Genomic DNA, 12,820 nt, shown 5'->3' with positions numbered 1-12,820 from the left:
CCTTGTCGGACCTTCGATGACAGGACCTGCGGACCCGGTCTGTACGTAAAACACGGGGGGCGCTCAGGCCGGGTCGGCCGTCTCGCCCAGACCCGCGGCAAAGGCGATGCGCAGCACGTCCGACAGGCTGCGCGCCATCAGCTTTTCCATCAGATTGGCGCGGTGGACCTCGACCGTCCGCGTCGCGATGTCGAGATCGAAGGCGATCAGCTTGTTCGGCCGGCCCAGGACCATCCCGTCCAGCACGTCGCGCTCGCGCGGGGTCAGCGCCGCGAGCAGGACGCTGGCCTCGGCCGCGGCGAGCTGGTCGCGGCCGATCCGTGCGGCCTTGGCGAGCGCGATCTCGATCGCCGCGAGCAGCGTCGCGCGCTCGAACGGCTTTTCCAGGAACTCGATCGCCCCCGCCTTGATCGCACGCACCGCGAGCGCGACGTCGCCGTGCCCGGTCAGCATGATCACGGGCAGGGCTATGCCGCGCTGCGCCAGCGTCGCCTGGACCTCGAGCCCGTCGATATCGGGCATCCGCACGTCGAGCAGGACGCAGCCACGCGCCTCGCGCGTGACGTGCTTGAGGAAATGCGTGCCCGACACATGCGTCTCGACCGCATAGCCCGCCTTGCGCAGCAGGAAGCCGACCGACTGGCGGATCGCGGGATCGTCGTCGACGACGTGCACGACTCGGCTGGTCTCATCCATCGACAACATCCTGTGTGGCGAGCGGTATCGTGAAGTGGAAGGCGGTACCGGCGGGGCATGTCGGTTCGACCCAGATCCGGCCGCCATGCGCCTCGACGATCGTCCGACAGATCGACAGGCCAAGGCCCATGCCGTCGCTCTTGGTCGTCGCGAACGCGTCGAACAGGCGCTCGCGGATCGCCGGATCGATGCCCGCACCGGTATCGGCCACGCTGATCCGCACCCAGCCTTCGCGATCCGCCAGCGTCGCGATCGTCAGCCGCTTGTCGGGTGCGCAGGCCATCGACTGGATGGCGTTGCGGATCAGATTGACCAGGACCTGCTGGATCTGGATGCGGTCGACCCGCACCAGATCGGCGCCCTGGCGGATATCGGTGGTGACCGTGATCCCCGCCTCGTGCGCGCCCAGCAGCCCCAGGCTGATCGCCTCCTCGACGAGTGCGGCGAGCGGTTCGACCCGCAGCGCGGTGTCGCCGCCCTCGACGAACGCGCGCAGCCGCCGAACGATCGTGCCGGCGCGCAGCGACTGCGCCGCCGCGAGCTCGAGCGCCTCGGCGATCTCCGCCAGCAGCGGCGACGGCGCGTCGCCGATCATGTCCCGCGTCGCCTCCAGATAATTGGCGATCGCGGTCAGCGGCTGGTTGATCTCATGCGCGAGCGTCGATGCCATCGTGCCCATCGCGCTGACCCGCGAGACGTGGACCAGCTCGGCCTGCAGCTCCTTCAGCCGGCGCTCGGTCGCCTGGCGCTGGCTGATGTCGCGGATGAAGCCGGTGAAGATCCGCTCGCCCGCGATCGACGCCTCGCCGACCGCGAGCTCGATCGGAAAGACCTCGCCATTCTTGCGCAGCCCGTGTTCGAGCCGGACATTGCCGATGACATGCCGCACCCCGGTCCGCCGGTAGGTGTGCAGATGCGCGTCATGCACAGCGGCATTCGCGGGCGGCATCAGCATCGCGACGTTGCGGCCGATCACCTCGTCCGTCTCATAGCCGAAGACGAGCGCGGCGGCGGCGCTGAACGATACCACGACGCCGTGTTCGTTCATCACGATCATCGCATCGGGAACGGTGTTCAGGATCGAGCGCAGATGATGCTCGCGGCGCAGGATCGCGGCCTCCGCCGCCTTCTCGTCGGTGATGTCGCGGATCACCTTGCCAAAGCCGCGCAGCGCGCCCGCGTCGTCGTGCAACGCGGTGATCGTCACGCTCGCGAGAAATTCCGATCCGTCCTTGCGGACCCGCCAGCTTTCCTCCTCGATCCGGCCACCGGCATGCGCGCGCTCAAGATCGGCGCGCGGCTTGCCCGCCGCGACGTCTTCGGCCGGGTAGAAGATCGCGGCATCGCGGCCGATGATCTCGGCCTCGGTCCATCCCTTGATCCGCTCGGCGCCCCGGTTCCAGATCGTCACGCGCCCCTGCGGGTCGAGCATGTAGATCGCATAGGTCGTCGCTGCGTCGATCAGCAGGCCGAGTTCCTCCGCCAGCACGGCGGGACGTCCGGCAGCCGCGTCGCCCATGTCGGACGGATGCGCGATCATGCGGGCGGGGCGGCGGCTGGTCGGGCTGGGCGCGTGCGGTTCATCGGGCTCTGGGCCTTGTCCGGCGGTCGGATCCGATACGCCGGCGGCCAAGATCATGGTCGCCGGTACGGAACCGGCCTGCACGATAGACCAGAACCGCCGCACCGGCCACCGCCGGTCGATCGCACCCCAGCGTCCGACCGGGTCAGGCGGGCGGCGATGCCAGCGTCAGTCGCAGGATCATCGCGGAGGGATCGCCAGGGCAGGGGGCTGCCGTCCAGCCCCGCTCGCGCTCCATGTCGATCGCCTGGTGATTGTCGCGGCTCTCGATCGATTCGAGCGTGCGGAGGCCCTTGGCCCGCGCGAACATAGCGACGTGATCGAGCAGGACCCAGCTGATCCCGCGCCGCTTGAAATCGCTGCGGATCGCGACCGCGACCTCCGCGCGCAGCCCGTCGTCATCGCCGACCAGCATCGCGGTCGCAAGGATCCGGCCGCTCCCGATCTCACAGGCGAGGAAATGCTCGCTATGCTCGTGATCGACGCGCAGCAGCGCGAGCAGCTGTTCGTGCCCGACATGGTTGATCGCGCTGAGGAAGCGAAAGCGCAGATCCTCCTTGCCGACATGCGTGAAGAAGTCAGCCAGCGCCGCTTCGTCATCCGGCGTGATCGGGCGGACGTAAAACGCGTAGCCGGTCCTGGTCGTCAGATCCGCGCTCCAGTCGGTGGCCGGCGCGGGGAGGGTATCTGGCGAATCAGTGTTGCGGGCGGCATCGGCCATGCTGGGATCCTTCCACGGGGTGCGCGCCCTCGAAAATGAGGACGGCCCCGGGTAGCGCCCGCTCGCCCGTCGCTGCACCGTCGGGAAACACGTAGCGACACGGTCGCCGCGCACGACGAACGGCGCAGCGCGCTACGTTCCAGCGATGTCAGGATGGGTAGACTTGGTGACCCCTACGAGAATCGAACTCGTGCTTACGCCGTGAGAGGGCGTCGTCCTAACCGCTAGACGAAGGGGCCGTGTAGTCGAGCCGCGCTCTTACGGAAGCGGGGCGCGGGCGTCAAGGCGGTGCGGCGGCAAAATCGCGCGACGTGCACGTTTTGCCGCCGGACCGCCTCGGCGGTCGTCGTCGTCAGGCGGCGACCTTCTTGCGCTCGGCCATTTCGGCGTTGAGCATTTCGGCGAGAAGAAACGCCATCTCAAGGCTTTGGCTGGCGTTCAGGCGCGGATCGCAATGCGTGTGATACCGGTCCGCCAGGCTCTGCTCGGTGACGTCGACCGCACCGCCGGTGCATTCGGTGACGTTCTGCCCGGTCATCTCGATATGGATGCCGCCGGCATGCGTGCCCTCGGCGCGGTGCACCGCGAAGAAGCCGCGGACCTCGGCAAGGATGCGCTCGAACGGGCGGGTCTTGTAGCCATTGGCCGCCTTCACGACGTTCCCGTGCATCGGGTCGCACGACCAGACGACGGGGTGGCCTGCGCGGGTCACCGCACGGACGAGCTTGGGCAGCGCGGCCTCGATCGAATCATAGCCATAGCGCGTGATCAGCGTCATCCGGCCGGGGATGCGCGCGGGATTGAGCGTGTCGAGCATCCGCAGCAACGCATCCGGCTCGAGGCTCGGGCCGCATTTGATGCCGATCGGATTGCCGATGCCGCGCAGATATTCGACATGGCTCGACCCCTCGAATCGCGTCCGGTCGCCGATCCACAGGAAATGTGCGCTCGTGTCGTACCAATCGCCGGTCAGCGAATCCTGCCGGGTCAGCGCCTGCTCATATTGCAGCAGCAACGCCTCGTGGCTGGTGTAGAAATTGGTCTGGGCGAGCTGCGGCACGGTTTCGGGATCGATCCCGCAGGCCGCCATGAACTCGAGCGCCTCGCCGATCCGGTCCGCCGTCTCGGCATATTTCTTCGACCAGGGGCTGCGTCCCATGAAGTCGTGCGTCCAGCGATGCACCTGATGCAGATTCGCATAGCCACCCTGCGCGAAGGCGCGGAGCAGGTTGAGCGTCGCCGCCGACTGCGAATACGCGCGGATCATCCGCTGCGGATCGGGCGCGCGCGACTCGGCGGTGAAGGCGATGTCGTTGACGTTGTCGCCGCGATAGCTCGGCAGCTCGACGCCGCCGATCGTCTCGGTATTGGCCGAGCGCGGCTTGGCGAACTGGCCCGCCATGCGGCCGAGCTTCACGACCGGCAGCTTGGACGCGAAGGTCAGCACGACCGCCATCTGCAGGATGACGCGGAAGGTATCGCGGATGTTGTTCGCGCTGTGCTCGGCAAAGCTCTCGGCGCAGTCGCCGCCCTGGAGCAGGAACGCCTTGCCCGCCGCAACCTCGGCGAGGCTCGCGGTCAGGTTGCGCGCCTCGCCCGCGAAGACGAGCGGCGGAAACGTCGCAAGCTGTGCAGTCGCCGCGTCGAGCGCGCCGGCGTCGGGATACGAGGGGAGCTGGCGGGCTTCGTGCGTGGTCCAGCTGTCGGGGGCCCAGTTCGCGGCCATAATTGTTCGTCCGATTGGTGAATTCGAGGCGCGGCCATGCGCCGAATCGGCTTTTGGCGCAATCAAGTAAAGCTTGCCGGCGGACGAGTACCGGATGCCGGGCTTGGCTGATTGCAGCGAGCCGGTCGGTCAAAGGTTGCCCGAGATTGTATAGAAAGCACTTCTCAATGTCGGGCAGGTTTGGCACAGGGCGACGATGGATCTTCCCTTGCGAATTATCATTGCATTTTCGATCGTTGGCGTCGGTGTCGCGATCGGCGTGCCCGTCCTGATCATGACGATGAAGCGCCGCCGTCGCGACAAGCGCCGCCGTCGCGGGATCAAGGACTATAACAGCCCGAACAACGGCACCGCGCGCAGCTGATCGTGCGACCGTCGGTGCCTGCCACCGACGGTCTCGTTCAATAGCCCGCGCCGAGATCGGCGACGTTTCGCATCGCAGACCCCGCGCGAAACGCCTGCAGATTGTCGAGGAACAGCGCCGCGCCGCGCTGGAACATCCTAGTCTGGCTGCGACCTGACAGATGCATCGTCAGGATCGTGTTCGGCGCGGACCATAAGGGGTGATCGGCCGGCAACGGTTCGGGATGCGTCGGATCGAGGAACGCCCCGCCAATCTGTCCCGAACGCAGGGCGGCGAGCAACGCCTCGTCATCGATCATGTCGCCGCGCGCGATGTTGATCAGCCAGCCGCTGCCCTTCATCGCGGCAAGCTCACCGCTGCCGATCAGCGTCTTGGTCGCATCGGTCGAGGGCGCGGCAAGCACCACCCAGTCGAACTCCCTGAGACGGTCGCGCCATGCATCGGGAGTTAGTGTCCCGTCGCGCCCGGTCCGGGTCACGCCGGTCACGTCGACGCCAAAGGCCGCGAGCCGATCGCCGATCATTGCGCCGATCGTGCCATAGCCGATGACCAGCGCACGCGTGTCGGCCAGCTCGACCTTGCCCGGCGCGTCCTTCAGCCAGGCATGCTCGGCCTGCGCGCGGAGGACGGTGTCGAGGCGCTTGGCAGCGACGAGTATCCCCATCACCGCATATTCCGCGACCGCGACCGCGTTGATGCCCGCACCGTTGGTCAGGATCACGCCCCGGTCGCGGAGCAAAGCGAGAGGGAAGGCGTCGAGGCCCGCATAGATGGTCGACACCCATTTCAGCTGCGGCCCGGCGGCGCGAATCGCGTCCGCCACTAGGTGAGTCGGCTGCATGTCGACCCAGGCGATCTCCGCATCGCCGATCGCCGCATTCGCCTCGCCCGGCGTTGCAAACCATTCGACGTCGAGATCGGACGGCAGATGCGGTTCGAGCAGCGGGCGGGCGGCGGCGGGGAGGACGGCTTTCATCCCCGTGTCTGTACCGCGCTTCGTGTGCGACGCCAAAGCGCCGAGTCGTTTTTCGCCGCGTGTCAGCCGATCCGCCAGTCCCAGCCGAGCGGATCACCGTCCATCACCTCGACCCCGGCGCTGGCGAGGTCGTCGCGGATCGCGTCCGACCGGGGGAAGTCCTTGGCGGCCCGCGCGGCGCGGCGCTCGGCAAGGCGTTCGTCGACGGCTGTTGCATCGAGCGTGGCCGAGGCCGGACGAACGCGCAGATCCTCGCGGCGCAGGGCTGCAAGATCGAGTCCCAGAACCGCATCGAAATCGGCCAGCGCGGCGAGTCGGTCCGCGGGCGACAGCCGCTTGTCCGCGAGCATTTCGTCGAGGACCGGCAAGGCGCGCGGCGTCGCAAGGTCGTCGCAGACCGCGATGTCGAGTCGGTCGCGGTAGCCGGCGAGCAGCGCGCGGACGGTGTCGGCCGCGGGTTTGGCGGGATCGCTGGATGCCGCCCGGTCGCGCAACGCCTGCACGGTGAGCGCCAGCCGCTTCAGCCGGGTCGTCGCGGCCGCCAGATTGTCCCAGGAGAATTCGAGCTCGCTGCGATACTGCGCCTGAAGGCACATCAGTCGATAGGCGAGCGGGTGGAAACCGCGATCGATAAGCGTCTGGAGCGTTGTGAACTCGCCGCCGGATTTCGACATCTTTCCCGAGCGTTCGACGAGAAAGTTGTTGTGCATCCAGAGGTTCGCCCCGGTCTCCGCACACCCGCAACGCGCCTGATTCTGTGCAATCTCGTTCGGGTGGTGGATCTCCCGGTGGTCGATCCCGCCGGTGTGGATGTCGAACTGCGGGCCCAGATATTTCTGGCTCATCACCGAGCATTCGAGATGCCAGCCAGGCGCACCGCGTCCCCAGGGCGAGTCCCATTCCATCTGGCGCATCTCGCCGGGGGCCGATGTCCGCCAGATCGCGAAATCCTGCGGGTGGCGCTTGCCCGCGACCGGATCGATCCGGCTCTCGCCGGCATCGTCGTTCGACCGGGCAAGCCGGCCATAATCCGGGACCGTGCTGGTATCGAAATACAGCCCGTCCTCGAGCCGGTAGCAATGCTCCGGCGCAATGGCCTCGGCAAAGGCGATCATCTCCGCGATATGGTCGGTCGCGAGCGGGAAACGCGTCGGCGTGCGGATGTGGAGGTCGATCAGGTTGCGTTTGAAGGCTTCGGTGTAATGTCTTGCGATCGCCCAGATATCCTGCCCGCTGGCGCGCGCGGCGGCCTCCATCTTGTCGTCGCCCGCATCGGCATCCGAGGTCAGGTGGCCGACATCGGTGATGTTGACGATGTGCGTGAGCCCAAAGCCCTTCCACGTCAGCGTCCGCGACAGCGTGTCGGTAAAGACATAGGCGCGCAGATTGCCGATATGCGCATAGTTGTAGACGGTCGGTCCGCAGGAATAGAGCCCGACATTGGCGGGCTCGATCGGCGCAAACGGCTCGAGGCGGCGCGTCAGGCTGTTATACAGGGTCAGGGCGTGCGTGGTCATGCGCGGCTCTTAGCGCTGGCTTTGCAGGCCCGCAAACCGCCTCCCGACGTGAACCCCGACACTGACCGGGCGGGTTTGGCTTGAAACAGCGGGCACACGCTGTTAGGGGCTCCCGTTCATGCGGCGCGGACTTGTTCGCGACGGCACTATCCATTCGTATCTATTCGACCGGAGCTTAACGGGTTTATGCAAATCATCGTCCGCGACAACAACGTCGACCAGGCCCTTCGCGCGCTCAAGAAGAAGCTGCAGCGTGAAGGCGTGTATCGCGAGATGAAGTTGCGCCGCCACTACGAGAAGCCGTCGGAAAAGCGCGCTCGCGAGCGTGCGGCTGCGATCCGTCGTTCGCGCAAGCTCGAGCGCAAGCGCGCCGAGCGCGACGGCGCACGCTAAGCTTCGCCTGCAGTAGGAACCCTCGGCTGCATGCGCAGCCAGGGTTTTGGGGGCCGCGTCACCGCGGCTCCGATTACGAATTCTACGGCACGCGCGGCGCTCCGGCGTGACCAGATGACCCGGGGTTTGTCCGATGTCGACCGTCACCGCCGTTCCGCTGCAGCCGACCAAGCGCAGCTATCTCATCTATCTGTGGCTGGGCATCGCGCTCGCGCTGATCGGCGCCGTCGCGCTCGCGCGCCAGGGTGACGATCCGCTGACCCGCAACGGGCGCGCCAAGGGCGTCGTCACGACCGCGTCGGGCCTCCAGTACAAGATTCTGACGCCGGGCAAGCCCGGTGCCGCCAAGCCGACCGATGCCGATGTCGCGCTGGTGAATTACGAGGGCAAGCTCCTCAACGGCACCACCTTCGACAAGTCGCAGCAGCCTACGCCGCTGCCCGTCACGGGCGTCGTTCCGGGCTTCTCCGAAGCGCTCAAGTTGATGCCCAAGGGCGGCAAGTACCGTTTCTGGCTGAAGCCCTCGCTCGGCTATGGCGACAAGGCCAGCGGACCGATCCCGGCCAACTCGACGCTCGTGTTCGACGTCGAACTGCTCGACTTCCTGCCGCAGAGCGTCGTCCAGCAGATGCAGGCGCAGCAGCAGATGCAGATGCAGCAGGGTGCGCCGGGCGCCGGCGGCGCGGTACCGCAGCCGCGCTGATCGCGTCTTCGGGCGGTTCGCCGCCCGAGACCTGCCGGACTCGGCATCATGATACAGGGCCGTCCGTGACTGATCGTCGCGGGCGGCCTTGTTATGTCGGCGTGACGCGGATCATGCAGGGTTCGGCCGACGCACCCGGTGACGCCTCGGGTCATCTCGCGCCCGCCTGCCTTGGCCAAGGGTGGGCGCGCCGCGTCAGGGGTCAAACACCATCCGGCATGACGGCGGCATGGTGGATCATGCTCGACCGCCGGAGTTCGTGTGCAGGCCTCAGTCCCGCGGATCATCGCAATCTATCGTCGATCCCAGTGGCACGCGGTGGCACGCGGTGGCTTGCGCAGCGGTGCAAGACGGGGAGCGGTGATGGAGTTTCGCCGCATCCGCCCCGGACCGATCTGCGGCAGGCAAAAAAATAGCGGCCCGAAGACCGCTATTTTCCAGAACTGAGCCTATGCTTAGTTGCTGTCGCTGTCGTCGTCGTTATCGGCAACGATAACGATGCCGCCGACAACGGCTGCTGCTGCGAGGACTGCAACGATGATGCCGCCGCCTGCAACCTTGTTCTTCTTCGCGGTAACCGAACCGGCGCGAGCCGACTTCGCAACCGAAAGGCTTGCTGCCGAATTAACCGGCGCTGCCATGGCCGGAGCAACTGCCATCGTGGCTGCTGCTGCGGTCAGGAGATACTTCCCAAGACGCATGATGAACTCCCTTTGTGCTCGTCGCGTCAGTCTCTGGCACGAAACCCGACCTTGCGCAACCGAGGTAACTGGAACGGTACGGAAGAGTTCCATACTGTTGCGAGCGGGCAACATGCCCTGATCGCCCTGGGGGTATACCCTATTGTAGTAGGACGAGAAGGCATAGTTTTCAGGATTCGAGAGAATTTTCCGACGAGCCGGGGCGGGGTGCCGTCTGCAACGTCCATGTGCGATCGCCCTCGATCCCCAGCGCAGTCAGCCGACCGGTCGCATAGGCGCCCGTATCTATGCCGATACGATGCGCCATCGTCTGGACCTCTTCGATCACCGTGTGGCCATGGACGATCATCTTGTCGAGCGGGCTGCGATGATCGAGAAACGGGTCGCGGATCCAGCGCAGATCCGAACCGCGCTGGTCCTCAAGCGGCGTTCCCGGACGGACGCCCGCATGCACGAACGCATAGTCGCCGATCGTGATCAGATCCTCGAAGCCGGCCAGGAACGTGCGATGCGCCTCGGGCACCAGCTGCGCGAGACGCTGCACCAGCTCCTCGTAATCGAGCCGCTCATATTCCGCCGCGTCCATGCCATAGCTCAGCACCGTCTCGCGACCGCCGATCCGGCAGAAGAGGCGTAGCGCCTTGGGCTCGCCGTCAAGTGCGCCGAGGAAGATCTCCTCGTGATTGCCCTGCAGGAACCGCACGTCGGGGCGCGCCGCGGCATAGGTGATCAGCCGATCGACCACCGCGGCCGAGGCCGGACCCCGATCGACGATATCGCCCAGGAAGATGACCGTCGTCTCCGCCGCGCCGCGCGCCGCATCGTCCGCGTCGATCTGCGCGATCAGGTCGTCGAGCAGATCGGCACAGCCATGGATGTCGCCGACCGCATAGACGCGCCGGCCTTCGGGGATCGACGAGGACCGCTCCGCGGGCCGCGGTGCCTTGGGACGAAAGAATCTTGAAATCATAAAGTCTATATCCGTTGGCACCGCACATAGAGGCTCGGGCGCGCCGTCGCAACGCGGCGCGGTTCGTCGACTCCTGCGCGAGGGTGGATGGCGTGCGGCTGAAAGCCGTCTATCAGGGCCGCATGTCGATCGTCATGCGTCTCCTGCCCGCAGTCCTGCTAAGCGCAGGTGCGGCCTCCGCGGTTCCGCCGCCGTCCGTCTCCGTCGCCGGCGCCACCGCCGCCCCGGCTGCAGTGCCCGCCGACGCCCCGCCCAAGGCGTTCTTCGAAGCGTTGCGCGCCGCGGATCTGCGGCTTGCGACGATCGGGTACCGGCTGACCTCCGCCAATGCGGCGCTGTGCGATCGTCTTCAGCCGCAGATCGGCATGCCGATCCATGCGCTCAACCAATATAGTGCGGAGGCCAGGCCGAATGCGATCGGCGTGTTCGGGTTCGAAACGCGGCTGGGGGTCGAGGCGGTGGTCGCCGACGGACCGGCCGCGCGCGCGGGCGTCCGGTCGGGCGATTCGATCCAGCTGCTCGCGGGCAAGCGGCAACCCGGGATCGGTGCCGCGGACGCCGCGGAAACCCCCGCCGACCGCGACGCTGCCGAGGCCCTGATCGCAGCGCAGCCGCCCGGCGCACCGATCGCGATGACGGTCCTGCGTGACGGGCGCGCGGCCACCGTCTCGATCCCCGCCGTGGCGGGCTGCCGCTCGCGATTCGAGATCCTGCTCGGCAGCGGCCTCGATGCGAGCGCGGACGGCGCGGTCGTCCAGATCGGCGAGAAATATTTCGAAGGCTATAGCGATGCCGAGATCGCGGTGATCGTCGCGCACGAGCTGGCGCACAACATCCTGCGCCACCGCGACCGGCTCGACGCGGCGAAGATCAGTCGTGGGCTGATGGCGGAACTCGGCCGCAACGGCCGGCTGATCCGCCAGACCGAGGACGAGGCGGATCGGCTCAGCGTCTATCTGCTCGCCAATGCCGGCTATGATCCGCGTTCGGCGCCGCAATTCTGGCGCGAGAAGGGGGGCACGATCGACGGCGGCCTCTTCCGCAGCCGCACCCACGCCTCGTCCAAGGCGCGGGCGACCGCGCTCGACGCGGTCGTCCAGGACATTGCCCGCCGCCCCGAACGGCCGATCCTGCCCGCCGATGTCCTCGCGCTGCGGACCCAGCCGCTCCGCTAGCCGGCCAGTCGCGCCGCCGGCTGCGCCGGGCCGCGCGGCTGGTCGGGCCAGATCCCCCGCGTATCGAGCACCGTCTTCTCGCCACGCTCCTCGAGCGGGATAGAGCGGAAGACGTCGTGATCGACCAGCACGACCATGATCGGGCAGGTCTCGATCGCGGTGTCGACGTCGATCAGGGTCGCGCCGGTGCCGGCAAAGCCTGGTGGCAGCGTGCTGGCATAGGGCTCGACGATCCGGACGCGATCCCCGAAGCGATTCGCGACCGCCAGCGCGACCTTCATCGCCGGGCTCTCGCGGAAATCGTCGATATTGGCCTTGAACGCGAGGCCCAGGCACGCGACCGGCGCGGTCGGATCCGCCGCGATCATCGCGGCGACCTGCGCGATGACGTGATCGGTCTTGCCGTCATTCACCTCGCGTGCGGTGCGGATCAGCGGCGTCTGGTCGGGCGCGGCATGGACGAGGAACCAGGGGTCGACCGCGATGCAATGCCCGCCGACACCGGGCCCGGGCTGCAGGATGTTGACGCGCGGGTGGCGGTTGGCGAGGCGGATCACCTCCCAGACATCGACGTTCATCGTGTCGGCGATCAGCGACAGCTCGTTGGCGAACGCGATGTTGACGTCGCGAAACGCATTCTCGGTCAGCTTCGTCATCTCCGCGGCGCGCGCGGTCGTCGTGACGCACGCGCCGCGCACGAACCGGCGGTAGAAGGTCAGCGCCTTGCGCGCACAGCGCGGCGTGATCCCGCCGATGACACGGTCATTGTCGATCAGCTCGACCAGGATCCGTCCCGGCAGCACGCGTTCGGGGCAATAGGCGATCGCGATATCGGCCTGGTCCCGGGTCCGCCCGGGCACGCGCAGATCGGGGCGCAAGGTCGCCAGCAGGTCGCGGACCTTCTCGGTCGTCCCGACGGGGGAGGTCGATTCGAGGATGACGGTATCGCCGGGCTTCAGCACAGGCGCGATCGTCGTCGCGGCCCCCAGGACATAGCTGATGTCGGGCGCGTGCGCGGCGTCGAACGGGGTCGGCACCGCGATCACGAAGACGTCGGCGGACTCGACCGTCATCGCCGCGCGCAGCGTACCGCGCGCGACCACGCCCGAGACCAGACCGTCGAGATCGACCTCCTCGATATGCACGCGCCCCGAATTGATCGTCTCGACGACGCGTTCGGTCACGTCGACACCGAGCACGCGCGCGCCGGTCCGCGCGATGATCGCCGCGGTGGGCAGGCCGATATAGCCCAGTCCCATGACGACGACGTTCAGTTCAGTATCGGAAAGCATGACG

13 protein-coding genes and 1 tRNA gene are annotated in these 12,820 nt (G+C 67.2%); 4 read left to right on the top strand and 10 right to left on the bottom strand.

Features of this window, described 5'->3' with window-relative positions; all coding sequences use genetic code 11:
• Nucleotides 1–63: 63 nt before the first annotated feature.
• From FHY04_RS09275 to FHY04_RS09255, 5 genes are all read right to left on the bottom strand, one after another.
• The gene (locus FHY04_RS09275) at nt 64–696 is read right to left on the bottom strand and encodes a response regulator transcription factor (protein WP_183936235.1); all 633 of its coding nucleotides are present in this window, start codon (nt 694–696) and stop codon (nt 64–66) included.
• The gene (locus FHY04_RS09270) at nt 689–2,236 is read right to left on the bottom strand and encodes a PAS domain S-box protein (protein ID WP_260171429.1); all 1,548 of its coding nucleotides are present in this window, start codon (nt 2,234–2,236) and stop codon (nt 689–691) included. Before FHY04_RS09270 ends, FHY04_RS09275 begins: the two co-directional genes overlap by 8 nt.
• 187 nt (nt 2,237–2,423) lie before the next feature.
• Complete coding sequence (locus tag FHY04_RS09265; protein ID WP_183936234.1) at nt 2,424–2,999, bottom strand: GNAT family N-acetyltransferase; 576 nt, start codon at nt 2,997–2,999, stop codon at nt 2,424–2,426.
• 164 nt (nt 3,000–3,163) lie between these two features.
• Nucleotides 3,164–3,238: transfer RNA gene (locus FHY04_RS09260), tRNA-Glu, on the bottom strand.
• A gap of 113 nt (nt 3,239–3,351) precedes the next feature.
• Entirely contained in the window at nt 3,352–4,725 is a 1,374-nt protein-coding gene (locus tag FHY04_RS09255) for a class II 3-deoxy-7-phosphoheptulonate synthase (RefSeq protein WP_031441317.1), read from the bottom strand.
• 208 nt (nt 4,726–4,933) lie between these two features.
• Here FHY04_RS09255 and FHY04_RS09250 point away from each other — a divergent pair, with 208 nt between their 5' ends.
• A complete protein-coding gene (locus FHY04_RS09250; protein WP_183936458.1) occupies nt 4,934–5,089 on the top strand; it encodes a hypothetical protein in 156 nt (51 codons plus the stop codon).
• Nucleotides 5,090–5,126: 37 nt separating this feature from the next.
• On the opposite strand, the gene FHY04_RS09245 is transcribed toward FHY04_RS09250, so the two are convergent.
• Together FHY04_RS09245 and cysS are read right to left on the bottom strand one after the other, a co-directional pair.
• Nucleotides 5,127–6,065: a D-2-hydroxyacid dehydrogenase gene (locus tag FHY04_RS09245; RefSeq protein ID WP_183936233.1), complete on the bottom strand. Its 939-nt coding sequence runs from the start codon at nt 6,063–6,065 to the stop codon at nt 5,127–5,129.
• Nucleotides 6,066–6,127: 62 nt separating this feature from the next.
• Nucleotides 6,128–7,582, bottom strand: coding sequence for a cysteine--tRNA ligase (cysS, locus tag FHY04_RS09240; protein WP_183936232.1), 1,455 nt, complete (start codon nt 7,580–7,582; stop codon nt 6,128–6,130).
• A gap of 186 nt (nt 7,583–7,768) precedes the next feature.
• Here cysS and rpsU point away from each other — a divergent pair, with 186 nt between their 5' ends.
• Together rpsU and FHY04_RS09230 are read left to right on the top strand one after the other, a co-directional pair.
• Entirely contained in the window at nt 7,769–7,975 is a 207-nt protein-coding gene (gene rpsU / locus FHY04_RS09235) for a 30S ribosomal protein S21 (protein WP_031394635.1), read from the top strand.
• Between the two features lie 133 nt (nt 7,976–8,108).
• Nucleotides 8,109–8,678 carry an FKBP-type peptidyl-prolyl cis-trans isomerase gene (locus FHY04_RS09230; RefSeq protein ID WP_031394634.1) on the top strand — a complete coding sequence of 190 codons (570 nt, stop codon included), beginning with the start codon at nt 8,109–8,111 and terminating at the stop codon, nt 8,676–8,678.
• A gap of 455 nt (nt 8,679–9,133) precedes the next feature.
• On the opposite strand, the gene FHY04_RS09225 is transcribed toward FHY04_RS09230, so the two are convergent.
• Nucleotides 9,134–9,379 (bottom strand): hypothetical protein, encoded by a 246-nt coding sequence (locus FHY04_RS09225; RefSeq protein WP_183936231.1) that lies wholly within the window; start codon nt 9,377–9,379, stop codon nt 9,134–9,136.
• Nucleotides 9,380–9,548: 169 nt separating this feature from the next.
• Entirely contained in the window at nt 9,549–10,349 is an 801-nt protein-coding gene (locus FHY04_RS09220) for a metallophosphoesterase family protein (RefSeq protein WP_183936230.1), read from the bottom strand.
• A gap of 92 nt (nt 10,350–10,441) precedes the next feature.
• On the opposite strand from FHY04_RS09220, the gene FHY04_RS09215 reads away from it, so the two are divergent.
• A complete protein-coding gene (locus FHY04_RS09215) occupies nt 10,442–11,524 on the top strand; it encodes a M48 family metallopeptidase (RefSeq protein ID WP_183936229.1) in 1,083 nt (360 codons plus the stop codon).
• Here the strand turns inward: FHY04_RS09215 and wecC are convergent.
• Nucleotides 11,521–12,816, bottom strand: coding sequence for a UDP-N-acetyl-D-mannosamine dehydrogenase (gene wecC, locus FHY04_RS09210; RefSeq protein WP_183936228.1), 1,296 nt, complete (start codon nt 12,814–12,816; stop codon nt 11,521–11,523). The genes FHY04_RS09215 and wecC overlap by 4 nt on opposite strands.
• Nucleotides 12,817–12,820 lie beyond the last annotated feature (4 nt).

Source organism: Sphingomonas sp. BK481 (genome assembly GCF_014194875.1).
GTDB lineage: Bacteria > Pseudomonadota > Alphaproteobacteria > Sphingomonadales > Sphingomonadaceae > Sphingomonas > Sphingomonas aerolata.
This window is presented reverse-complemented; position numbering and strand designations above follow the sequence as displayed.